General features: G+C 63.2%; 23 protein-coding genes. 5 read left to right on the top strand and 18 right to left on the bottom strand.

The features are described 5' to 3' along the window. Positions 1 to 8: 8 nt before the first annotated feature. Positions 9 to 1,037: an SIS domain-containing protein gene (locus HCR76_RS03750; protein WP_166988355.1), complete on the top strand. Its 1,029-nt coding sequence runs from the start codon at positions 9 to 11 to the stop codon at positions 1,035 to 1,037. 29 nt (positions 1,038 to 1,066) lie between these two features. Here HCR76_RS03750 and guaB read toward each other — a convergent pair whose 3' ends face one another. The 4 genes from guaB to groES form a co-directional block, all read right to left on the bottom strand. Beyond that, entirely contained in the window at positions 1,067 to 2,569 is a 1,503-nt protein-coding gene (guaB, locus tag HCR76_RS03745; RefSeq protein WP_166988353.1) for an IMP dehydrogenase, read from the bottom strand. Positions 2,570 to 2,683: 114 nt separating this feature from the next. Then, positions 2,684 to 3,598, bottom strand: a complete 915-nt coding sequence (gene rarD / locus HCR76_RS03740; protein WP_166990207.1) for an EamA family transporter RarD — start codon at positions 3,596 to 3,598, stop codon at positions 2,684 to 2,686. Positions 3,599 to 3,603: 5 nt separating this feature from the next. Continuing rightward, complete coding sequence (locus HCR76_RS03735; RefSeq protein ID WP_166988351.1) at positions 3,604 to 4,239, bottom strand: HAD family hydrolase; 636 nt, start codon at positions 4,237 to 4,239, stop codon at positions 3,604 to 3,606. A 76-nt stretch (positions 4,240 to 4,315) separates the two neighbouring features. Beyond that, positions 4,316 to 4,630: a co-chaperone GroES gene (gene groES, locus HCR76_RS03730; RefSeq protein ID WP_268920956.1), complete on the bottom strand. Its 315-nt coding sequence runs from the start codon at positions 4,628 to 4,630 to the stop codon at positions 4,316 to 4,318. Between the two features lie 141 nt (positions 4,631 to 4,771). Between groES and HCR76_RS03725 the strand changes: the two genes are divergently transcribed. Further along, the gene (locus HCR76_RS03725; RefSeq protein ID WP_166988348.1) at positions 4,772 to 5,971 is read left to right on the top strand and encodes a class I SAM-dependent methyltransferase; all 1,200 of its coding nucleotides are present in this window, start codon (positions 4,772 to 4,774) and stop codon (positions 5,969 to 5,971) included. Here the strand turns inward: HCR76_RS03725 and HCR76_RS03720 are convergent. From HCR76_RS03720 to glsA, 11 genes are read right to left on the bottom strand one after another with little or no spacing between them, the layout of a single operon-like run. After that, a complete protein-coding gene (locus HCR76_RS03720; protein ID WP_166988346.1) occupies positions 5,962 to 6,420 on the bottom strand; it encodes a DUF4190 domain-containing protein in 459 nt (152 codons plus the stop codon). The two genes, HCR76_RS03725 and HCR76_RS03720, sit on opposite strands and share 10 nt — an antisense overlap. Before the next feature lie 28 nt (positions 6,421 to 6,448). After that, a complete protein-coding gene (locus HCR76_RS03715) occupies positions 6,449 to 7,429 on the bottom strand; it encodes a DUF4190 domain-containing protein (RefSeq protein ID WP_166988345.1) in 981 nt (326 codons plus the stop codon). A gap of 33 nt (positions 7,430 to 7,462) precedes the next feature. Beyond that, complete coding sequence (gene tsaD, locus HCR76_RS03710; RefSeq protein ID WP_166988343.1) at positions 7,463 to 8,521, bottom strand: tRNA (adenosine(37)-N6)-threonylcarbamoyltransferase complex transferase subunit TsaD; 1,059 nt, start codon at positions 8,519 to 8,521, stop codon at positions 7,463 to 7,465. Beyond that, positions 8,518 to 8,997: a ribosomal protein S18-alanine N-acetyltransferase gene (gene rimI / locus HCR76_RS03705; RefSeq protein WP_342357137.1), complete on the bottom strand. Its 480-nt coding sequence runs from the start codon at positions 8,995 to 8,997 to the stop codon at positions 8,518 to 8,520. Before rimI ends, tsaD begins: the two co-directional genes overlap by 4 nt. Continuing rightward, entirely contained in the window at positions 8,994 to 9,611 is a 618-nt protein-coding gene (gene tsaB, locus HCR76_RS03700; protein WP_166988341.1) for a tRNA (adenosine(37)-N6)-threonylcarbamoyltransferase complex dimerization subunit type 1 TsaB, read from the bottom strand. The genes rimI and tsaB overlap by 4 nt, the downstream gene beginning before the upstream one ends. Before the next feature lie 9 nt (positions 9,612 to 9,620). Further along, complete coding sequence (tsaE, locus tag HCR76_RS03695) at positions 9,621 to 10,220, bottom strand: tRNA (adenosine(37)-N6)-threonylcarbamoyltransferase complex ATPase subunit type 1 TsaE (RefSeq protein WP_166988339.1); 600 nt, start codon at positions 10,218 to 10,220, stop codon at positions 9,621 to 9,623. Beyond that, on the bottom strand, positions 10,217 to 11,335 hold the full coding sequence (gene alr / locus HCR76_RS03690; protein ID WP_166988337.1) for an alanine racemase: 1,119 nt from the start codon (positions 11,333 to 11,335) through the stop codon (positions 10,217 to 10,219). The genes tsaE and alr overlap by 4 nt, the downstream gene beginning before the upstream one ends. Then, positions 11,332 to 11,718 carry a holo-ACP synthase gene (locus HCR76_RS03685; RefSeq protein WP_166988335.1) on the bottom strand — a complete coding sequence of 129 codons (387 nt, stop codon included), beginning with the start codon at positions 11,716 to 11,718 and terminating at the stop codon, positions 11,332 to 11,334. The genes alr and HCR76_RS03685 overlap by 4 nt, the downstream gene beginning before the upstream one ends. Before the next feature lie 25 nt (positions 11,719 to 11,743). Then, the gene (gene glmS / locus HCR76_RS03680; RefSeq protein ID WP_166988333.1) at positions 11,744 to 13,594 is read right to left on the bottom strand and encodes a glutamine--fructose-6-phosphate transaminase (isomerizing); all 1,851 of its coding nucleotides are present in this window, start codon (positions 13,592 to 13,594) and stop codon (positions 11,744 to 11,746) included. A 54-nt stretch (positions 13,595 to 13,648) separates the two neighbouring features. Next, on the bottom strand, positions 13,649 to 15,277 hold the full coding sequence (locus tag HCR76_RS03675; protein ID WP_166988331.1) for an MFS transporter: 1,629 nt from the start codon (positions 15,275 to 15,277) through the stop codon (positions 13,649 to 13,651). Then, positions 15,267 to 16,277, bottom strand: coding sequence for a glutaminase A (gene glsA, locus HCR76_RS03670; protein WP_166988329.1), 1,011 nt, complete (start codon positions 16,275 to 16,277; stop codon positions 15,267 to 15,269). Before glsA ends, HCR76_RS03675 begins: the two co-directional genes overlap by 11 nt. 157 nt (positions 16,278 to 16,434) lie before the next feature. Between glsA and coaA the strand changes: the two genes are divergently transcribed. From coaA to HCR76_RS03655, 3 genes are all read left to right on the top strand, one after another. After that, positions 16,435 to 17,391, top strand: coding sequence for a type I pantothenate kinase (coaA, locus tag HCR76_RS03665; RefSeq protein ID WP_166988327.1), 957 nt, complete (start codon positions 16,435 to 16,437; stop codon positions 17,389 to 17,391). A gap of 46 nt (positions 17,392 to 17,437) precedes the next feature. Next, the gene (locus HCR76_RS03660) at positions 17,438 to 17,773 is read left to right on the top strand and encodes a TIGR02611 family protein (protein ID WP_235933927.1); all 336 of its coding nucleotides are present in this window, start codon (positions 17,438 to 17,440) and stop codon (positions 17,771 to 17,773) included. Positions 17,774 to 17,845: 72 nt separating this feature from the next. Continuing rightward, positions 17,846 to 19,330 (top strand): alanine/glycine:cation symporter family protein, encoded by a 1,485-nt coding sequence (locus HCR76_RS03655; protein ID WP_166988325.1) that lies wholly within the window; start codon positions 17,846 to 17,848, stop codon positions 19,328 to 19,330. A gap of 76 nt (positions 19,331 to 19,406) precedes the next feature. Here HCR76_RS03655 and glmM read toward each other — a convergent pair whose 3' ends face one another. Genes glmM through rplM form a run of 3 tightly spaced genes read right to left on the bottom strand, consistent with a single transcriptional unit; the run spans position 19,407 to position 21,754 of the window. Next, positions 19,407 to 20,771: a phosphoglucosamine mutase gene (gene glmM, locus HCR76_RS03650; RefSeq protein ID WP_166988323.1), complete on the bottom strand. Its 1,365-nt coding sequence runs from the start codon at positions 20,769 to 20,771 to the stop codon at positions 19,407 to 19,409. A gap of 21 nt (positions 20,772 to 20,792) precedes the next feature. Beyond that, positions 20,793 to 21,278, bottom strand: a complete 486-nt coding sequence (gene rpsI, locus HCR76_RS03645; RefSeq protein WP_166988321.1) for a 30S ribosomal protein S9 — start codon at positions 21,276 to 21,278, stop codon at positions 20,793 to 20,795. Between the two features lie 29 nt (positions 21,279 to 21,307). Beyond that, positions 21,308 to 21,754 carry a 50S ribosomal protein L13 gene (rplM, locus tag HCR76_RS03640; protein ID WP_166988319.1) on the bottom strand — a complete coding sequence of 149 codons (447 nt, stop codon included), beginning with the start codon at positions 21,752 to 21,754 and terminating at the stop codon, positions 21,308 to 21,310. Between the last annotated feature and the right edge of the window lie 42 nt (positions 21,755 to 21,796).

Raw genomic sequence — 21,796 nt, 5'->3', positions numbered from 1 at the left:
AGACAGGTATGGAAAGAATCAACTACGACCGCGCGGTGCGAGACCAGCCCATCAACCTGGAGCGAGCTCATCGCAGCGTACTTCGGGCACTCGACAGTGCACCGATAGAGCCATGGGCACCCGGTGACACGGTGGCGGTGGTCGCGATGGGAGCATCCTCTCATTCGGCCCATGCACTGGTATTCGCACTCGTCGCCGCCGGAATTCGAGCGTTCCCCCTCACCGCTTCCGATGCGAGCTTCTACGCCCACGGCTCACAGCCCGCCGATCATTACGTCATCGTCTCGGAATCGGGCCGCAGCCCCGAACCGATCGAGGCGGCGCGCCATTTTACTCGCGGTCGCCGCATCGGAATCACCAACGTCGCTGACAGTCCCCTGGCCGAGGTCGTGGACGTTGTGCTGTCACTTGGCAATTTCGATGACGCGGGGGTCTACACGATCGGCTATTCCGCGACGCTCCTTGCGTACGCGTTGCTGTGTGGCCGGGCCTGCGACAGGTCAGCGGAGGGCCTGCCCGAAGTGCCCAATCGCGTCGCCGCGGGACTCGAGGAGTTTGATGCTCCCGCACACCGAATGGCCGAGAAGCTTCGCGATACCCGCACTGTGGACTTCGTCGGGCAAGGTATGTCGCTTGCAGCAGCGTCAGAGGGCGCACTCATGTTTCGGGAGGCGCTCGCCATTCCCACGGCGGCGTTCGACACTTACCAATACCTGCACGGTCCAATGGAGCCGTTGAGGGCAGGAAGCGGTCTGATCATCTTTGGAGACGGGCGGGAACTCACACTCGTCGATTCGGTTCTCGACGCGGGAGTTCAGACGTGCCTGATCACGGCAGCCTCAACCTCGGACCTGCCACGACCCACGCACGAAAACCTCGAGGTCATCCGACTGCCTGATGGCGTGAACGGGTTCGTCCGCTCCATTCTTGAGGGTCTCGTCTCTCAGCTGATCGTTGGCCATCACGCCGCTGTCTCGGGGCGAGTTCCCGGTGAGTTCACATATCGTCAGGCAGACACCAAGCTTCCCGTCGAGTAGTGCTCGCGGTCGACCTGTGAGATGGGAACTTAGCGCCGGTAGTTGGGCGCCTCCACCACGATCTGCACGTCGTGCGGGTGCGATTCCTTGAGACCCGCCGACGTAATGCGCACGAACTTGCCACGCTTCTTGAGCTCGGGGATCGTGCGGGCACCGACATAGAACATCGACTGCCGCAGGCCGCCGATCAGCTGGTAGGAGACAGCAGAGAGCGGCCCGCGATATGGAACCTGTCCCTCGATGCCCTCGGGGATCAGCTTGTCGTCGTTCGGAACGTCTGCCTGAAAGTAGCGGTCCTTCGAGTACGAGGTCTTCTTTCCGCGCGTCTGCAGTGCGCCGAGCGAACCCATTCCCCGGTACGTCTTGAACTGCTTCCCGTTCACAAACACGAGTTCTCCCGGCGACTCGTCGCAGCCGGCGAGCAGCGAACCGAGCATGACTGTCTCGGCTCCAGCAACGATGGCCTTTGCGATATCGCCGGAGTACTGCAGCCCGCCGTCGGCGATGATCGGAACGTCGAGGTCGCGAACGGCCTTCCACGCCTCGTAAACGGCAGAGACCTGCGGCACACCCACTCCCGCGACAACGCGTGTGGTGCAGATGGAGCCGGGCCCGACGCCGACCTTGACGGCATCCGCACCTGCCTCCGCGATCGCACGCGCGCCGTCACCCGTCGCGACATTGCCACCGATCACATCAACATTCGCGAAACTCGCGTCGGTCTTGATGCGCCGAATGATCTCGAGCACGCCCTCCGAGTCACCATTCGCCGTGTCGACGACGAGCACGTCAACGCCCGCATCGCGCAGCGCGCACGCTCGCTCCCACGCGTCGCCGAAGAATCCGATCGCCGCGCCAACACGCAGTCGACCGCTGTCGTCCTTTGTTGAGAGCGGGTACTTCTCGCTCTTGTCAAAGTCTTTCACCGTGATGAGACCCTTGAGCAGCCCCGCGTCGTCAACGAGCGGAAGCTTCTCTATGCGGTGCTGGGCAAGCAGCTCGATCGCCTGTTCCGGGCTCGTGCCGACCGGGGCAGTAATCAGCTTCTCGCTTGTCATGACAGCGGAGACCGGGGTAGATGCCTTCTTGTCGTCGTCGACGAAACGCATGTCGCGATTCGTGATGATGCCCTTGAGAACTCCCGATTCGTCGATGACCGGCAGCCCCGAAACTCGGAACTGACCACACAGCTCGTCGACGTCGGCAACACTCGCGTCGGCCGTCGTCGTCACCGGGTTGGTGATCATTCCCGACTCACTGCGCTTGACGAGGTCAACCATTTCGGCCTGGTCGACGATCGAAAGATTGCGGTGCAGGATGCCGATGCCGCCCTCACGCGCCATCGCGATCGCCATGCGCGCCTCCGTCACGGTGTCCATTGCACTGGAGAGCAGAGGAGTGGCGACAGAGATTCTCTTGGTGAGTCGAGACGACGTGTCTGCCTCACTCGGAATGACGTTCGTGTGCGCCGGCAGCAGCAGCACGTCATCGTAGGTGAGACCGATGTAGCCGAACGGATCCGAGGTGTCCATAACGTCCCTTCGCGAGGCGAATCGAGTGTGAGAGATGACCCGGCGGAACGGAGCTGGTCGACACCGGTAATCCATGGTAACCATCGCGGGGAGCACTTTATGCCGCGGGGACGCTCAGGTGAGGTTGAGACTGCGGCGCCTGACCGTGCGCGCGTGCCCGACCATATCGATCGTCAGCAACACGAGCGCCGCCCACACGAGGAAGAACCCGATCCAACGCTCGGTTGGCATGGGCTCACTCAAGATGAAGACACCGACCAAAAACTGCATGAGGGGCGTGACGTATTGAAAGAGGCCCATATACACGAGCGGAAGGCGACGGGCCGCTGAGGCGAAAAGTAGAAGCGGAACGGCGGTGACGACGCCAGAAGCGACGAGCAGTGTCGTATTGCCTGCCCCCGCCGTGCCGAAAACAAGCCCTGTCGTGGCAGCGACTCCCACGAGCACAAGTGCCGCTACGGGCGCGAGCAGAAGCGTCTCGAGCGTCAGTCCCGTGATCGCTCCAACGTTGTTACCCACACGGTTCTTCATGAACCCATAAAGTCCGAACGAGAACGCCAGAATCAGCGCGATGAACGGAAAGGTGCCGTATCCGACCCACAGCACCACGACGGCAATCAAACTCACACCGACCGCAACCCATTGAAGCCGTCGCAGACGTTCGCGCAGAAAGACGACACCGAAGAGAACAGTGACGATGGGGTTGATGAAGTATCCGAGCGACGCCTCGATGACGTGTTCCGTCAGTGCTGCGATGACGTAGGTCTGCCAGTTGATGAAGATGAACACGGCAGCGAGCGCCATGAACAGAATCGTGCGCCTGGAGCGAAACAGCGCAAAGAAACCCTTCCAATCACGCAAGACACTCAGCAGGATGCCGCAGAAAACCAACGAGAACAGAATGCGCATGGCCACGATCTCGAACGGTCCAGCCGGTTCGAGAATGACAAAGTACAGCGGGAGAGCGCCCCAGAGAAGGTACGCAGAAGCCGCGAACAGAAAACCGGAACGAGACCCGGCCCGTGGCATGCCTGTCACGAGGTGACAGCTGAGGCGAGCGAGGCACGCAGCGTCGCGGCATCCGTGAATTGAACGGCCTGCCACCCGAACTGCGCCGCCGCCTGAATGTTATCGGCTCGATCGTCTGTGAAATGAACGGATGCCGCCGGCACGTCCCGCCCCAGCGTCTGCTCGATCTGTGCGTGCGCCCGTGAGTAGGAGTCGAGCTCGGGCTTTGCAATGCCCAACTCAAAGGAATTGAGTACGCGGTGAAAGCGGTCGACGATGCCGTGCTCTGTGAGTTCACGGAGGGTGCAGTCTGTGCCGTTTGTAAAGGCGAATACCGGATGCTGTTGCCGCAGCTCATCGATGAGTTCGAGGGTCTCGGGAATCAGCTGCCCAATGTCTGCCGCCCATTCGCTGACGATGGAGCGGGCTGCGTCAGCATCCCGAGTGTTCTGGGCAATGCGTTCCGAGAGCTCGGCGACCCATTCCGCGCGTGTCATGCGCCCCTCAACGAGGTCGCGACCGAACGGATCGGCAAAGGCCGTCTCTTCGATGATGCCGACGGTCACACCGAGTTCGGCATCGAGCCGAGCGGCCATGCGTGCCGGTCGGAACGAACGGATAACCCCGTCGATATCGAAGACGAATACCTGTGACGCAGCCATGCATCGAGTGTACGTTGCGGTGCAGACAAAGAAGCCCGGGTGATGATCACCCGGGCTTCTTTGTCTTGTGCGTCGCTTAGCGAACGACGACCGCGAGCACGTCGCGGGCCGAAAGCACGAGGTATTCGTCAGCGCCGAACTTCACCTCAGTGCCGCCGTACTTGGAGTACAGAACGCGGTCGCCGACGGTGACGTCGACGGGAACGCGATTGCCGTTGTCGTCGATGCGACCGGGGCCGACAGCCACGACTTCGCCCTCCTGCGGCTTTTCCTTGGCGGTGTCAGGAATAACCAGACCAGACGCGGTGGTCTGCTCTGCCTCGACCTGCTGAATGACGATGCGATCCTCGAGCGGCTTGATGGAGACCGACACGGTTGACCTCTTTCTCATAAGAAGACGTTAGTTAGCACCCTCACTATCCGAGTGCTAATGGCAAGTTTACGGATGCGTTGGCACTCGTGCAACGTGAGTGCCAACTTCCGTCTCAGTTTCGCTGAGGGCGAGATCGCGTCTGGTTGATATGTTGGCCAGATGGAACGCGCCGATCTGGTCTCTCTGCTCACGCCAGATGGCATGGCATTGCTCGACGAACTCGCCGAGCAGGGCTCGGCCGGAGATATCGTCGCAACGGTTACGCGCTTGCGTAAAGCCGGTCACGATCCCGACGTCGTCGCCGCTGCGCTCACGCAATCGCGATTGCGCGTGCGCGGTCGAGGCAAATTCGGGGAGTTCGCCGACCGGATGCTGTTCACGCAGGCGGGTCTCGAGCAGGCAACGCGCATTCGTGCCGCAGCCATGCACGCTGGGCGCTATCTCGCCAACGATCTGACGAAGGTTGCCGATCTCGGCTGCGGCATCGGCGGCGACGCCATGGCGATGGCTGCGATGCAGATCTCGGTGACAGCAGTGGACGCCGACGAGGTGACTGCCGCTATTGCCACGCACAACCTCGCACCGTTCGAATCGGCTCACGTCCTTCACGGGAGCGCGGAAGACGCAGACCTCAGCGACGTGAGCGCCGTGTTCTTCGATCCGGCGCGTCGCACCTCCGGGCATACCGAGACCACACGGCTCAGCAATCCCGATGATTACTCCCCCGCGCTCGACACTGTGTTCGACGTGGCCCGTCGCTACCCGACAGGTATCAAGTTGGGCCCCGGCTTCGACCGTGACCTGATCCCCGCCGACATGGAAGCGCAGTGGGTGAGCGTTGACGGAAGCGTCGTTGAGCTCATGCTGTGGTCGGGCGCTCTGGCGCGCGACGGAATCACGCGGGCAGCGCTCGTGCTGAGCGACGATGGCTCACCCGAGATGACCGCTTCAGAAGACAGCCCAGACGAGCCGGTTCGCGAACTCGGGGCGTTTCTTTACGAGCCCGACGGTGCCGTGATTCGCGCTCGGCTTATCGGTGACCTCGCGCGCGCGGTGGGAGCCGGGCCGATCAGCGACGGCATCGCCTATCTCACCGGCGACTCTGAGAGCGCGACGCCGTTCGCCACGTGCTTCCGCATCATCGAGCAGCTTCCGCTCGATGAGAAGGTGTTGCGCCGCTGGGTGAAGGGAAACGATATCGGCACGCTCGAGATCAAGAAGCGCGGCGTCGATATTGACCCAGCCGCGTTCCGCAAACGACTGAACCCTAGAGGTTCACGTTCTGCCACGCTCATTCTCACGCGTGTCGGCGGCCGACACGCTGCGCTCGTCACAGAACGTCTGACGGATCAGGCGTAGGCGGCGCCCGACATTCCCACCGCGCCCAGAAGAACGACGAAGAAGATGATGTAGATCACGATGATGACGACGATGATCGCTGTAAACACGTAACCGACGATGAGACCCGTCAGCGCAAGTCCGTCGCCCTGCTCACCGGTTTCGCGAATCTGCTTGCGCGCGATGTGACCGCAGATGATGCCGGCGATCGGAATGAAGAACGCAGAGATGATCGCCACGATCGCCAGCACATTCGTACCGGGTTGGGGCGGGTAGGCGGAGTATGGCTGCTGGCCATACGGCGGCTGCACATAACCGGGAGGAGGCGACTGCTGCTGCCCGTAGGGCTGCTGGCCGAGAGGCTGCTGGCCGTAGGCGGGAGCCGGAGCCTGCTGACCGTAGGTCGGCTGCGGGTTCTGTCCGTATGCGGGCTGCTGGTTCTCGTGGCCCTGCTGCGTTGGATCGCTCATAGTGTGTGTGTTTCTCCCCTCACACCGATCATCTCATGACCAAGACGATGATGCTGTACGCAAACCAGCCGAGCGAGAACAGCGTGCCGGCGAATCCTGTGATGATTGCCCACAGCGCAAACGCGCGATCATCGTCGGGCTTCGACCGCGCCTTGAAGCCGAGAATAATCCCGACGATGGCCAGCGGAAGCGCCCAGCCGAAGAATACTCCGCCCACGACGCCGAGGATGCCGAAGATCAGAGCAATGAGTCCCGTGCGGCTCTTGTGGGGCTTGGGCGTTCCTACCGGCTTCGCTGCTGGCATGGTTCCGCCTGGGCCGACAAGAGGCTGCTGACCGAAACGGTTCTGCTGAGGAGCCGGCTGAGAGAACGGTTGAGGATGCTGTTGGGGCCCAGGCTGCTGCGGAGCGGGCTGCTGCGGCCGGTACTGCCCTGACTGCTGGGGAGCCTGCGGGGTGTATCCCGGCTGCTGCGGGCCCGGTCTCTGGGGTGCGGGCTGTTGCGGTGCAGGGCGATACTGACCTGGCTGTTGCGGAGCAGGCTGCTGCGGGCCCGGCTGGTAGTGCCCGGGACGCTGGGGAGCCGGTGGGTTCTGTGCGGGCGGCGGGTTCTGTGCGGGCCGGTTTTGCGTGGGCGGCGCGTACTGCGCGGGCGGCCTGTTCTGCGGTGCCGGCTGCTGCGGTGCCGGCTGTTGCGGCGCCGGACGCGCCTGTGAAGGCTGGTTCTGCGGCGGCTGGTTCTGCGCAGGCTGGTTCTGCGCAGGCTGCTGCTGAGGTGCAGGCTGGTTCTGAGCAGGCTGTTGCTGAGGTGCAGGCTGCTGCTGAGCCGGAGGCGCGCCCGCCGGACGCGCCCACGGTGCCGCATTCTGCTGCTGCGGCGCCTGCTGCTGAGCTTGTGCGTCCTGTTGCGGTTCCCGAGCGTTCTCGTCAGACTTCTTCTCAGGCGTCGTGCCCGGTAGCGGCGGACGTGGCGGCGTAGCCGGGGCAGCAGAATCGTTGGGCTCTGTCATCGGGCGTCTCCTCGCAGTTGCAGCGGTGTTGTCTCACGCTACCTGAATATCGGTGACCGGAAGTGTTGAGTCGGCTCCGAATTCCAGTGTTGACGGCGCATATCCAGCCATAATGCGTTGCGCGGCCAGTGCGGCGATCATAGCGCCGTTATCGGTGCACAGGGAGAGCGGCGGAATACGCAGGGCGATGCCCGCTTCGGCGGAACGCTGCACGGCGAGCTCTCGGATTCGGGCGTTCGCCACGACTCCGCCCCCGAGCAGCAGCCTGGGCACACCGTAGTCGCGGCAGGCATTCATGGCTTTGGTCAGAAGAACGTCGGCAACGGCTTCGCGAAACGACGCTGCCACGTCTGCAGTGGGGACTGGCTCACCGGCATCCTGTTTCTGCTCAACCCACCGCGCCACAGCCGTTTTGAGGCCAGAGAACGAGAAGTCATAACGGTGCTTCTCCATGTCTTTCGGGCGGCTGAGACCACGCGGAAATCGAATTGCCGTCGGGCTTCCCTCAGCCGCTGCCTTGTCGATCTGCGGGCCGCCCGGGTACGGCAGACCGAGAATGCGCGCAACCTTGTCGAATGCTTCGCCCGCTGCATCGTCGATCGTCTCGCCCAGCAGCTCAACGTCGGAGGTAAGGTCGCGTACCAGCAGAAGCGACGTGTGGCCCCCAGAGACGAGCAACGCAACAGTCGGATACTCGAATGGCTCACCCCCGTCGTCGAGAATGTCAGCACCGACGTGACCTACCAGGTGATTGACGGCGTAGATCGGTTTGTCAAGTGCAAGAGCGAGAGCCTTCGCCGCGCCGACGCCGACCATGAGCGCGCCAGCGAGACCCGGCCCGCTCGTCACGGCAACGGCGTCGATATCGGCGATCTCGATCTGCGCCTCGGCGACGGCTGCCTTGAGCGCGGGTCCGAGCGCTTCAAGGTGGGCGCGAGCGGCGACCTCGGGCACGACTCCGCCGTAGCGGGCGTGCTGCTCCATCGACGACGAAATGGTGTTTGACAGCAGCGTCGAGCCCCGCACGATGCCGATGCCGGTTTCGTCGCAACTCGACTCGATACCGAGAACAAGAGGGTTGTCGCGATTCATGCTGCTCCTGATTCGCCGGGATGATCGAGCTTCATCACGACGGCGTCGATGCCGCCGCGGTAGTACCGTGGCCTCACCCCGAGTTCGCCGAAGCCGAGCGAACGGTAGAGCTGCTGCGCCCCAGGATTATCGGCACGAACTTCGAGAAAGACGGCTTTGGCTCTCGCGGATGCCGCATGAGCGATGAGCCTGCTCATGAGCTCTCGCCCGAGTCCGGCGCGCCGATGGTCGGGCGCGACGGCGATCGTCTGAATGTCGGCATCCGTGCTTCCGCTTGGCGCGAGAACTCCCGCGTACCCGGCGAGCTGGGCCCCGGCGAGCTGGGCCCCGGCGAACGCCACGAGATACATCGTGTGCTCGCTCTCGATCTCGCGCGTCATGCTCTCGCTCGACCAGTCATCTGGCGCAAACGAGAGCCGCTCGAGTGCCATGATCGCGTCGAGATCGCTCAGAGTTGCTTCGCGAATCTCGATCACGACGTCACCCGCTTGCCCGGCGAGGGTGACACGTCGGGAGAGCGCAGGTACAGCGGTTCGTCAGCGGCAAACGGCAGTCCCGCGGCCCACGTGAGTTCGGCGACCATGCCGAGGTGGCCCGCCGACACTCTGTCGCTATCGACCCGCGTCGCCGCGCCCACGACGATGCTGTCTGACTTCGCGAGCGCCGGCTCGTCGACGCGCACGGGCAGTCCCGCGGCATCCGTTCCTGAATAGCGCGTGCAGTAGATCTCGCGTCGACGTGCATCGGTGACGACGAGCAGTTCGCCCTCTCCACCGCCGACGTACCACTCGAGGGCGATCGCGTCGTGACTCACGATCGGAACGACATGCTTCTCCGCACCGAACGCGAAGGCGCGCGCAGCGGCGATTCCGATTCGCAGGCCGGTGAAGGGCCCCGGCCCCATGCCGGCGACAACGCCCGAGAGCTCTGCCGGCGCGACGCCCGACTCGGTGAGCACGTCACGAATGAGGGAACCGACGACCTCCGCATGGCTGCGTGTGTCGTGATGGCTGCGCTCGGCGATGATGCCGCGGTCGTGATCGACGACGGCGGCAGAGGTTCCGAGAGATGAATCGATGGCGAGAAGCACGCGACAAGCCTATTCCGCTACCCGAGCAATGCGCACGATGCGCGGTTCATCAACGTCGTCGGCCGCGTCATCGGCGGGCCCACCTGCGTTGCCGGCGCCATCGTCACCATCGTCGCTATCAGTGAGATCCCAACTTTTGTCGCTTTCGGCGCCGGAACCGGCGACAGTTTGCGGCGTGTCACTTTCTGCGCCCGCGGCCGGGGCGGGGGCAGCACCGGTAGGCCGCTCGATCTCGATATCGAGCCACGACGCGGCGATTCCGGCGAGCATGCCGCGCCCCCATTCGACGACGACGACGCTGCGTTCGAAGTCGATGTCGAGATCGTCGAGCTCACGAGCATCGCGCAGTCGGTAGGCGTCAACGTGCACGAGCGGTGCGCCACCTGAGATGCTCGGGTGCGTGCGCGCGAGAACGAACGTTGGGCTCGTAATCGGGCCGCGCACACCAAGGCCCTCGCCGATTCCGCGGGTGAGCGTGGTCTTGCCTGCGCCAAGCGGCCCGGTGAGCACCAGCAGATCGCCTGCGTGCAGCATCCTGCCTACCTCGAGACCCAGCGCGTACATGTCGTCAGGTGTCTCGCACACGATCGTCGACGGCACCTCGATCATGTGGACCTATAGCTGCGCGCGACGCGGGCGCCGATGCCCGTGACGATGTCGTAGTTGATCGTGGATGCTGCGTGCGCCCAGTCATCCGCACTCGGAACGCCGCGCGAGGCATCGCCGAACAGCACGACGTCGTCACCCACGGCAACCGGAGTGTCGCCGACGTCGACGACGAACTGATCCATCGCCACACGACCCACGTTGCGATGGACGCGCCCGCCGATCGCGACGGTTGCGGCATTCGATGCCTGGCGAGGAATGCCATCGCCATAGCCGAGCGGAACGAGGGCGAGAGTGGTCGGCGCAGCCGTGCGGTGAGTGAAGCCGTAGGAGATTCCCGATCCGACCGGCACCTGGCGCACGGCCGCGACCTGCGTGCGCAGCGTCATGGCCGGGCGAAGGCCGAGCTGCTCGCTCGTCTCGTCGTCGAACGGCGTGAGCCCATAGAGGCCGATGCCGAGACGCACCATGTCGAAGCGTGACTCCGGAATGCGCAGCGCAGCCGCCGTTGCCGCAGCGTGGAGCAGCTCAGGACGCAGGCCTGCTGCGCGCGCGTCGTCGACAAGGCGCGTGAACAATGAGATCTGCGCGCGATCGTCGTCTGGGCTTGTGTTGGATACGTGCGTCATGAGACCGCGCACGCGAATCAGCCGCTCGGCTTCGAGCTCTGCAGCCAGCGCGAAAACGGCGCCGCACCCCTCCGGGGCGACTCCGTTGCGGCTGAGTCCTGTGTCGAGCTTGATCTGCACAGAGACGTCGGATGCCGCGGCGAGCCGCGCGGCGTCGGCGACGGCGTTCAGCTGGGCAACGCTCGACACCGCCACCTCGACGTTTTGGGCGATCGCCGCCGAGAAGTCTGCGTCGGGCCCGTGAAGCCAGCACAGGATCGGCGCGACGATGCCGGCGCGGCGAAGAACAAGTGCTTCTTCAATATCGGCGGTTCCGAGCATGTCGGCGCCCGCGTCGGCAAGCGCCTGAGCGACGGGAACGGCACCGTGCCCATAGGCATCCGCCTTCACGACGGCCAGTACGTTCTTCGCCTGCGTCGATGCACGCAGCGAGCGCAGGTTATCGGTGATCGCCGCGAGGTCCACGTGTGCTTCGCGCCATGCGTTCACGTTCGATCTCCCCGTATCACCGTCTGATCCGCGACTTTCTCTGCCACAACAAAGGCGATAGCCGCTCCCCCGTCGTGGCTCATTGTGACGTGCAGCCCAGTGATGCCGCGGGCGGCAACGGCCTCAGCCGTCGTTCCTGACAGCGTGAAGAACGGGCCGCCGTCGTCGGTCTTGTCGACGACGATGTCGAGCCAGCGCACGCCATCGGAGCCGCCGAGTGCCTTGATGAGCGCTTCTTTCGCTGCGTAGCGCCCGGCAAGCGAGCGCAGCGGCAGCATCCGTTCGCTCTCAGCGAACAGGCGTTCACGCAGTCGGGGCGTTCGATCGACGGCTCTCTCGAAGCGAGCGAGGTCGACGAGGTCGACGCCGATTCCGACGATCATCGGAAACCACCTGGTTCGCGCATGGCTACTCGACGGTCACACTCTTGGCGAGGTTGCGCGGCTGGTCGACGTCGAGGCCCTTCGCCGACGCAAGCTCCATGGCGAAGATCTGCGTCGGAACAACGCAGAGCAGCGGCTCGAACAGCGGAGCAGCGAGCGGAACACGGACAACCGTGTCGGCGTACGGAAGAACGGCGACGTCGCCCTCCTCGGCGATCGCGATGACGCGAGCACCGCGGGCGCGGATCTCCTGAATGTTCGAGACGACCTTCGAGTGCATTGTCTGAGAGCCGCGCGGGCTTGGAACGACGACGAACACAGGCTGCCCCGGCTCGATGAGCGCGATCGGGCCGTGCTTGAGCTCGCCCGCGGCAAAGCCCTCAGCATGAATGTAGGCAAGCTCCTTGAGCTTGAGCGCGCCTTCGAGCGAGATCGGGTAGCCGACGTTGCGGCCGAGAAAGAGAACGGAGCGTGTGTCGCTCATCCAACGAGCAAGCTGCGCCACCTCGTCGTGCTGGGTGAGCACCTCCGCAATCTTGGCAGGGATCGCCTGGAGCTCAGCAGTGTTGTCGGAGATCTGCTCGCTTGTCAGGCTGCCGCGCACATGTGCGACGTGCAGACCAAGAAGATAGAGCGCCGTGATCTGCGCGACAAATGCCTTGGTCGAGGCGACGGCAACTTCGGGCCCGGCGTGCGTGTAGACGACAGCGTCAGATTCGCGAGGAATCGTCGCACCCTGCGTGTTGCAGATCGAGAGCGTCTTCGCGCCGCGCTCGGCCGCGTACTTCACGGCCATGAGCGTGTCCATCGTCTCGCCCGACTGACTGATCGAGACGACGAGAGTGCTGGAATCGACGACGGGGTCGCTGTACCGGAACTCATGGCTGAGAGCCACCTCCACAGGAAGCCGCGTCCACGCCTCGATTGCATATTTACCGACCATGCCGGCATACGAAGCGGTTCCGCACGCGACGACCACCACGCGGGAGATGTCGCGGAAGAGCTCGTCGAGGCCCTCGAGCTCAGGAACGTGCACGAGACCGTCAGCGCCGATGCGCGCGCGGATCGTGTTGGCGACAGCATCCGGCTGCTCACTGATCTCTTTCGCCATGAAACTCGTCCAGCCACCCTTCTCGGCGGCGGCGGCATCCCACTGCACCTCGAACGGCGTCGACTGCACGGGATTGCCGACGAAATCGGTGACCTCAACGTTGTCGGGAGTGATGGCGACCATCTCTCCCTCACCAACGGCGAGCGCAAAGCGCGTGTACTCGACGAACGCCGCGACGTCGGAGCCGAGAAAGTTCTCTCCCTGACCGAGGCCGATCACGAGCGGTGAATTCTGGCGGGCGCCCACGACGAGTCCCGGCTCGTCTTCGTGGACGGCGAGCAGCGTAAACGCACCGTCGAGCTGCCCGACGACGCGCTGGAATGCCTCGCGCAGGTCACCGGTCTCGGCATACTCGCGTCCGAGCAGCAGCGCCGCCGCCTCAGTGTCGGTCTCGCTTGAGAATGTGAATCCCTGGCCTTCGAGCTCGTCGCGAATCGCCGCGAAGTTCTCGATGATGCCGTTGTGGATGACGGCGAGCTTGCCGTCGGCGCTCAGATGAGGATGCGCATTGTCGTCGGTGGGACCACCGTGCGTTGCCCAGCGCGTGTGGCCGATGCCTGTGGTGCTGGCCGGAATCGCGGTTTCAGCAACGTCGTCGGCGAGCACCGCGAGCTTGCCGGCGCGCTTGCGCGTTTTCAGCGTGCCGTCTGCACCGATAACGGCGACACCGGCCGAGTCATACCCGCGGTACTCGAGCCGTTTCAGCCCGCTCATCAAAACGTCGATGCTGTCACGGCTGCCGACGTATCCTACGATTCCACACATGGTGACAAGTTTATGGGCAGATTCCTGAGTGCCGACCCGCGACGCGGTTCGGTGCTACCGAGATTCGACGTTGTCCGGGGCCGGGATCTCGTCCGGCCGATACTTTGGCAGCCTCGTGGCTGGCACGATCGCTATCGAGCTGATCCCACCAAGGAGCAGTAGGCCGAGCTTCAGCGCGCGCAGGCGGGCTTCGGCGTTGATCTCGACGGCGCGGTCCACCTCCTGCGCAGTGGCGTCGGTTGCGCCCAGCACCTCGCGCAGCTGATCGTTGCTGACGAAGTTGACGTCGTCAAGATCTACCTGATCGACGAGGTTCTGCGGGAGCTCGACGTTGTTCGCCACAGCCTGACCGATGTTGAGGCCAAGAATGGTCACGAGCATCGCTCCCGCAAGAGCGGTGCCCACAGCGGACGCGAGGTTCTGAGTCGTTCCGCGCACGGATCCCACATCACCCGCGGCTTCCTTCGGGGAAGCAGTGACCAGCACGTTGAACACAAGCGTCACCAACGCACCTTGTCCGATGCCGAACACGATCAGTCCCGCGATCGTGGGAATGGTCTCCCAGTTGTTGGTCACGACGAAGGCGAGCCACACAAGCGCGATCGTGGTCAACGAAAAGGAGAACACGCCGATGGCGCGCGGGCTGTATTTCTTGTAGAACCGCACCACGAGCGTAGCGACGATGAACACGGTGAGGTTGAACGGCAGCATCGCTAGCGACGTATCGAGCGGTGTGCGTCCCTGCACGATCTGAATGTACAGCGGCACTGTGAAGTTCAATGCAGCTTCGAGGGCGACGACGATGAACATTGCATATACGGCCGCACGCTCCTTGCTCGAACCGAGAACGGCGAGGCTCACGAGCGGTGCGAGGCCGCGCCTCGAGCGACGCCGTGTCCAGAGAAAGAAGCACTGTCCGAGGATGAGCCCCAACACCACCATCACGATCGCGGGCGAGAGTCCAAGCACCGACAATGGGGCAGTCGGGCGGGCGGTGAGAACGCCCCATGCATTGAGATTGTTGAAGCCGACAGTCAGCAGAATAATGGCAGCACCAATGAATACAGCCCCGACGGCATCGATCCGCACGGAGGCATTGCCCCGATCGCTGCGCAGGCGGAAACTGAAGAAGAACACCGCGACGGCGAGCGCAAAAACGATGATGAAAACCGGACGCCATCCGATAAACGTTCCCAGTGCGCCGCCGATCAGGAACGCGCTCACCCCGGAGATCGCACGAGCCGAACCGAGTGATCCGATCGCCGTCGCCTGCTGAGTTCCTTTGTAGTTCTCAGCAATGAGCGCGACAAGTGCGGGAACGATGATCGCTGCCGACGCTCCAGCAAGAGCCTGACCGGTGATTGCCCAGCCGACGCTCGGTGACACGAGCATCATGACGGAGGAACACGCAAAAATCACGACGACAATACGGAAAATGAGCACCCAGCCGACGCGCTGTCCCAGCTTTGCCCCGACCATGACGAGGGCCGCAACCGCGACCCCGTAGGTGACGATGGTGGAGCTGACGACCGTTGGCGGCACTCCGAAGTCCTCGACCATGCCCCCGAGCGAGACAGGCAGCACGGCAACGTTGAACGACATGAGCACCTGGGCGAGAAACAAGCCGACAAGCGGCGCCCATGAAGCCTTTTCCACGGTCGCAACCTTCTGCTCAGACGTCATGCCTCTCTCCTTCACTATCGGAAGCGAAAATATTCAAACCGAGTGAACGTGAAAGAAAGGCAGTTGCCTTCTGCCCGCGCACGCTGTTCCCCGCCGAGTCGAGCCGGGGCGAGAATGTGCCGAGTGCACCTTTTCCTGGCGCAACTGTCACGATGCCGCCCGAGACACCGGACTTCCCGGGCAATCCGATCTCGAACATCCACTCCCCCGAGCGCTCGTACATTCCGCTCGCCGCCAGCACGGCGAGTGTGTCGCGGCAGACGATCGGTGAAACAACCCGTTGCTTCGTCACAGGGTTCACCCCGCCGTCGGCAAGAGTGGCTCCCATAATCGCCAGATCCTTCGCGCTCACGCGAAGAGAACACTGGCGGGTGTAAATGTCGACGATGCCCGTCGAGTCTCCAGTGACGCGACCGTAGCTCTTCAACAGCTTCGCGATCGCCTCGTTGCGGGTGTTGGTCCCTGCCTCGGATCGGTAGACGTCACCGTCCATCGCCAGCTGCCTGCCGGCAAATGCCGAGAGCCCGGTACGCACGTTCTCCCATTTCTCGGCGTGAGTCTCCCCCGGCATGAGCGCTGTTGTCGCTATCGCGCCCGCATTCACCATGGGATTCATCGGATGCCCATCGTTCAGTTCAATGGCCATCACCGAGTTGAAGGACATGCCCGTATTGTTCACCCCGACGAGTCGTCCAACGTCAGCGTGCCCGAACTCGTTGCAGACCAGCGCATAAACGAATGCCTTCGAGATGGACTGTATGGTGAATTCGACCTCGGCATCTCCCGCCATGTGGATGCCGCCGTCGACATCCGCGATGCAAATGCCAAACTGAGCCGGATCGGCTGCGGCAAGCTCGGGAATGTAGTCGGCAACGTGCCCGCGGTCATCGGCAATGTTTCGTTCGTACGCCTCGAAGACACGTTCGTCGACGCGTTCCCAACTGGGCAGTTCACCTGTCGAGACGCGCTGATCGACTCCGTCGGTGTTCGTGTCAAGCACGACCGCTCCCCCTCCGACCACGGCCGTGGCCCTTGTGTTGCCGCCGTCAATTCGGACAATAACACCGATAGCACGACGTGAATAGAGCACGATACAACAGACGGGCGATGTGCCGGCGGAACGAATCCACGGCGCAACCTGCGTAAAATGTGGTCACATGTCGCTCAGTCGCACAGCCACCGGTTCAACCCCCGTGCACACAACGCCGTTTGTCGAGATCGACCGCGCACGCTGGGCGAGTCTTGCACCGAACATGCAGAACCCGTTGACGGATGCTGAGATCGTGCAGCTCCGGGGCCTTGGCGACCGCATGGACATCGCAGAAGTCGCCGAAGTGTACCTGCCGCTCAGCCGTCTGCTCAGCCTGTACGTGGCGAATGCGAAGAAGCTGCACGACTCAACCCAATCGTTTCTCGGCGAGTCCTCGGCACGCACGCCGTTCGTCATCGGCGTCGCGGGCTCGGTCGCTGCCGGAAAGTCAACGGTCTCCAGACTGCTGCGCGAACTCATGGCGCGCTGGCCCGACACTCCCCGCGTCGAGCTCATCACGACAGACGGGTTTCTCTATCCCAACGAAGAGCTCGAGCGCCGCGGCATCATGCATCGCAAAGGCTTTCCCGAGGCCTACGACCGCCGATCGCTGCTGCGCTTCATCACCGAAGTGAAGTCGGGTGCCGACGAGGTGCGCGCGCCGTTCTACTCGCACATGCAGTACAACATCGTTCCCGACGCGAGCATTGTGGTGCGCCGCCCCGATGTGCTCATCGTCGAAGGGCTCAACGTGCTGCAGCCGGCACTCGCCGGTCACCTCACGATCGCCGATCTGTTCGACTTCAGCATTTACGTGGATGCGCGCACTGATGACATTGCGCACTGGTTCGAAGAGCGCTTTATGACACTGCAGCGGGGAGCATTCAGCAACCCCAACTCATATTTCAACGTGTTCGCCGAGTTGAGCGAGCAGGAGGCTCGCGACAAGGCGCGCTATTTCTGGACGGAAGTCAACGAACCCAATCTTCGCGAGAACATCCGCCCCACTCGCGCCCGCGCCAAGCTCGTCCTGCGCAAAGAGCGCGACCACACGGTGAGCAAGGTTCTGCTGCGCAAGATCTGATCGAGCATTCGGGGCATCTCCAGCATCCGCCCCTACTCTGGCGAACATGACGTACCAGACCGAGATCTCTCGCGATATCGTTCGCGCGGAGAATCCCGACCGCCCGGCGCGGCGGCTGATGCGACGCATCCGCGGGTGGCTGGTGAAGCATCCTCGTCTTCACCACGCCTATCGTGTGACGATCGGCACGCTCGGTACTGTTATCGTCCTTCTCGGGCTCGTTCTCGTGCCGCTTCCCGGGCCGGGATGGCTCATTGTCTTTCTCGGTCTGGCGATTCTCGGCACCGAGTTTCGGTGGGCCCGGCGCCTCTCCGGGTGGCTGAAGCGGATGCTGTCGCGGTTCTGGGCGTGGCAGAAATCACGTCGCGCGGCACGCGCATAAAGCTCTTCCGGCGGGCTCTCATTGCCCCATAGGATGGGGGCCATCGTGCACTGACGCACAGATGGGAGAAGCATGGACTTGCTTTGGTTTGAAGAGGGCCTGAAATTCATCAGCGGAATCGTCTGGGGACCGTTCGTCCTCATCCCCCTCCTCATCGGAACGGGAATCTATCTCACAATCAGGCTCGGCGGGCTGCAGTTCATCAAGCTCGGTGCCGCGCTGCGCCTCGGCATCCTGAAACGCAAAGATGCGGGCAGTGAAGGTGATATCTCGCAATTTCAGGCGCTGACCACCGCGTTGGCGGCAACCGTGGGAACGGGAAACATCGTCGGTGTTGCCACGGCCATCGCCATCGGCGGGCCCGGCGCCCTTTTCTGGATGTGGGTCACCGGCCTCGTTGGCATGGCGTCGAAATACACGGAGGCATACCTCGGCGTTCGATTCAGGGGAACGGATGCCGCAGGCGAGAAGTCGGGCGGGCCGCAATACTATCTCGCGCGCGGCATCAAGGGCCCGCTGGGCAAGACGCTCGGCCTGATGTTCGCAATCTTCGCGACAATCGCCTGCTTCGGTATCGGCAACATGACGCAGGGAAACTCCATCGCGTCGAACGTGGAATCAAGCTTCAACGTGCCCACGTGGGTGACCGGTGTCACGCTGACTGTGCTCGCGCTGCTCGTGCTCGTCGGCGGGATCAAATCAATCGGCCGTGTCACCGCCGGATTTGTTCCGATCATGATCATCTTCTACGTTGCCGCTGCTCTCTACATTCTGATCGTCAACGTCGGACAGCTGCCCGCTGCCCTCGGCGAGGTCTTCTCGCAGGCGTTCACGGGAACGAGCGCGGCTGGGGGATTTGCCGGTTCTGCGATCATCATCGTGATTCAATACGGAACCGCCCGCGGGCTGTTCTCCAACGAATCCGGCCTTGGTTCGGCTCCCATCGCTGCGGCGGCGGCCCAGACGAGCCACCCGGTCCGTCAGGGCCTCGTATCGATGACCCAGACGTTCATCGACACCATCATCGTCGTCACCATGACCGGTCTCGTCATCGTCACGACCGGAGCGTGGAAAGCCGTCGACCCCGAAACAGGCGAGCAGATCTCTGCGGCGCTTATGACGGGAGAGGCGTTCACGAACGGGCTTCCCGGCGAATGGGGCCACTGGGTCGTGACGATAGCCCTCGTGATGTTCGCGTTCTCGACGATCCTCGGCTGGTCGTACTACGGTGAGCGCAACATCGAACGACTCTTCGGCCGCAAGGCCGTGATGCCGTTCCGCATCGTGTTCTCGCTGATCGTCTTCGTTGGCTGCACTGTGCAGCTCGGCGTGGTGTGGGCGTTCTCCGACGTCATGAACGGGCTCATGGCGCTGCCGAACCTGCTTGGTCTGCTGATTCTTTCTGGCCTCGTTGCCCGGGAGACAAAGCACTACCTCAAGCACGATCCGAAGCTCGAGGCGACGAAGGAAGAGATTGAGGAGTTCATGGCCGGACGCGAAGGCTGGGAGGACTGGAAGGCCGGCGACGTCGTTGGCTCCAGCCGCCGCGACCTCTAATCTGCGCCGACTCTCACGAACAGCACGTGGGCCCGCCTCCGACTGGATGCGGGCCCACGTGCTGTGAGAGCTATCGTCAGGCGATGCTGAGGTGCGTTCGCACAACACCGGCCAGCTGGTCGGCGATGCGATCAGCTGTGTCGTGGTCGGCGGCTTCGACCATCACACGCACAAGCTGCTCGGTTCCGCTGGGCCGAAGCAGCACGCGCCCGGTCTCGCCGAGCAGACCTTCGGCCTCAGCAACGGCGAGCATCACGTTCTCGTCTGAGTGCGCACGCGTTTTATCAACGTCTTTCACGTTGATCATCACCTGCGGGTACACGGTCATTACCGATGCGAGCTCCGCGAGGGTCTTGCCCGTGCGCGCCATCTCGCTCACAAGGTGAAGCCCGGTGAGGATGCCGTCGCCCGTCGTGGCGAATTCACTCATGATCACGTGGCCGGACTGCTCGCCGCCGAGGGCATAGCCCTTCTCGTTCATCGCCTCAAGAACGTAGCGGTCGCCCACCTTCGTCTGAAGCATCGAGATGCCGTTCTCCTCCATCGCGCGACGCAGGCCGAGGTTGCTCATCACCGTTGCGACAAGTGTGTCGTCCACGAGCTTCCCGCGCTCCTTCATCGACACGGCGAGGATCGCCATGATGACGTCGCCGTCGATGACTGTGCCGTTCGCATCAACGGCGAGGCAGCGATCGGCGTCACCGTCGTGAGCGATTCCCACGTCGGCGCCGAGCTCGACGACGGTGCGAGCCAGACTGTCGATGTGCGTCGAACCGACGCCGTCGTTGATGTTGATGCCGTCCGGATCGTTTCCGACCACGGACACCCGGGCACCGGCATCCGAGAATACCTGCGGTGAGACCCCAGCCGCTGCGCCGTTCGCGCAGTCAATCACCACGTGCACGCCGTCAAGCGAATGGGGAAGACTGCCGAGCAGGTGAATGAGGTAACGGTCTTCGGCGTCAGCAAACCGCTGAATGCGACCGACGTCGGCACCGGTCGGCATGAGCTGCTCAGTCTCGAGGTGTTCTTCGATGCGCTCCTCGACGATGTCGGGCAGCTTCGTTCCGCCGTGCGCGAAGATCTTGATGCCGTTGTCTGGCGCGGGATTATGGGATGCCGAGATCATCACGCCGAAATCGGCGTCGATGTCTTGCACGAGGAAGGCAGCGGCGGGCGTCGTGATCACGCCGGCGTCGAGCACGTCGACGCCGCTCGATGCCAGACCAGCCGAGACGGCAGCGGCGAGAAACTCGCCGGAGACGCGCGGATCGCGGGCGACGACGGCGACAGGACGCTTGCCCTCTTCACGCCTGACCTCAGCACTTCGGCCTTGCCCAAGCACCACTGCGGTAGCTTGAGCAAGGCCGAGAGCGAGGTCGGCTGTGAGAACACCGTTCGCGAGTCCGCGAACGCCGTCAGTTCCAAACAGACGAGCCATGGAGAGTCGAACCCTCCGTGGTTAGCGCTTCGAGAACTGAGGTGCCTTGCGGGCCTTCTTGAGTCCAGCCTTCTTGCGCTCCTTGACGCGTGCGTCACGCGAGAGGAAGCCGGACTTCTTCAGGGTTGCGCGGTTGTTCTCAACGTCGATCTGGTTGAGCGCACGAGCGATGCCGAGACGCAGTGCGCCGGCCTGACCCGAGGGGCCACCTCCCGAGATGCGGGCGATCACGTCGTAGCTGCCCGAAAGCTCGAGCACAGTGAACGGGTCGTTGATGAGCTGCTGGTGGAGCTTGTTCGGGAAGTAGTCGGAAAGCTCACGGCCGTTGACCGTGATGCTTCCCGTGCCGGGAACGAGACGCACGCGGGCAATTGCCTGCTTGCGGCGTCCGACTGCTGCGCCGGGAACGGAGAGTGCGGGCCGCGGAGCTGCAGCAGCCTCAGGTGCCTGCTCGCTCTCGGTGCTGTAGTTCTCGGGGGTTTCGATGGAATCTTCGATCTTCGCCACTGTCATGAATCCTTAGCTTTGTGGGGCGCTTACTGCGCGACCTGGTCGAATGAGTACGGCTTCGGCTGCTGAGCGGCGTGCGGGTGCTCGCTGCCTGCGTACACCTTGAGCTTGCCCAGCTGGTCGCGACCGAGGGAGTTCTTCGGGAGCATCCCGCGAACTGCCTTCTCGACGGCGCGAACGGGGTTCTTCTCAAGGAGCTCGCCGTAGCTCATGGATGAAAGGCCGCCCGGGTAACCCGAGTGACGGTAAGCGCGCTTCTTCTGCGCCTTGTCGCCGCTGAGCGAAACCTTTGCGGCGTTGACGATGATGACGTAGTCACCCGTGTCGAGGTGGTTGACGAAGGTCGGCTTGTGCTTACCGCGAAGAAGAACGGCTGCGTGGCTTGCCAGACGGCCGAGAACGACGTCTTCGGCGTCGATGACGATCCAGTCGCGCTGGATCTCACTGGCCTTGGGGGAATATGTGCGCGTCACAGTTGTGCTGCTTTCGTAATCGTTAGTTGGACGTTCGTGAAT

Source organism: Paramicrobacterium chengjingii (assembly GCF_011751765.2).
GTDB lineage: Bacteria > Actinomycetota > Actinomycetes > Actinomycetales > Microbacteriaceae > Paramicrobacterium > Paramicrobacterium chengjingii.
Note: the sequence above shows the minus strand (reverse complement) of the source record. Positions and strands in the feature narration are given on the sequence as shown.

What these genes read in the sequence shown, in the direction of transcription:
- guaB (WP_166988353.1), bottom strand. Translation starts at nt 2,569, where the DNA reads ATGGACACCTCGGATCCGTTCGGCTACATCGGTCTCACCTACGATGAC.
- HCR76_RS03720 (WP_166988346.1), bottom strand. Translation starts at nt 6,420, where the DNA reads ATGAGCGATCCAACGCAGCAGGGCCACGAGAACCAGCAGCCCGCATAC.
- groES (WP_268920956.1), bottom strand. Translation starts at nt 4,630, where the DNA reads ATGAGAAAGAGGTCAACCGTGTCGGTCTCCATCAAGCCGCTCGAGGAT.
- HCR76_RS03735 (WP_166988351.1), bottom strand. Translation starts at nt 4,239, where the DNA reads ATGGCTGCGTCACAGGTATTCGTCTTCGATATCGACGGGGTTATCCGT.
- HCR76_RS03660 (WP_235933927.1), top strand. Translation starts at nt 17,438, where the DNA reads ATGACGTACCAGACCGAGATCTCTCGCGATATCGTTCGCGCGGAGAAT.
- tsaD (WP_166988343.1), bottom strand. Translation starts at nt 8,521, where the DNA reads ATGAATCGCGACAACCCTCTTGTTCTCGGTATCGAGTCGAGTTGCGAC.
- HCR76_RS03750 (WP_166988355.1), top strand. Translation starts at nt 9, where the DNA reads ATGGAAAGAATCAACTACGACCGCGCGGTGCGAGACCAGCCCATCAAC.
- HCR76_RS03655 (WP_166988325.1), top strand. Translation starts at nt 17,846, where the DNA reads ATGGACTTGCTTTGGTTTGAAGAGGGCCTGAAATTCATCAGCGGAATC.
- rarD (WP_166990207.1), bottom strand. Translation starts at nt 3,598, where the DNA reads ATGCCACGGGCCGGGTCTCGTTCCGGTTTTCTGTTCGCGGCTTCTGCG.
- glmS (WP_166988333.1), bottom strand. Translation starts at nt 13,594, where the DNA reads ATGTGTGGAATCGTAGGATACGTCGGCAGCCGTGACAGCATCGACGTT.
- HCR76_RS03685 (WP_166988335.1), bottom strand. Translation starts at nt 11,718, where the DNA reads ATGATCGTCGGAATCGGCGTCGACCTCGTCGACCTCGCTCGCTTCGAG.
- tsaE (WP_166988339.1), bottom strand. Translation starts at nt 10,220, where the DNA reads ATGATCGAGGTGCCGTCGACGATCGTGTGCGAGACACCTGACGACATG.
- coaA (WP_166988327.1), top strand. Translation starts at nt 16,435, where the DNA reads ATGTCGCTCAGTCGCACAGCCACCGGTTCAACCCCCGTGCACACAACG.
- glmM (WP_166988323.1), bottom strand. Translation starts at nt 20,771, where the DNA reads ATGGCTCGTCTGTTTGGAACTGACGGCGTTCGCGGACTCGCGAACGGT.
- HCR76_RS03675 (WP_166988331.1), bottom strand. Translation starts at nt 15,277, where the DNA reads ATGACGTCTGAGCAGAAGGTTGCGACCGTGGAAAAGGCTTCATGGGCG.
- HCR76_RS03725 (WP_166988348.1), top strand. Translation starts at nt 4,772, where the DNA reads ATGGAACGCGCCGATCTGGTCTCTCTGCTCACGCCAGATGGCATGGCA.
- HCR76_RS03715 (WP_166988345.1), bottom strand. Translation starts at nt 7,429, where the DNA reads ATGACAGAGCCCAACGATTCTGCTGCCCCGGCTACGCCGCCACGTCCG.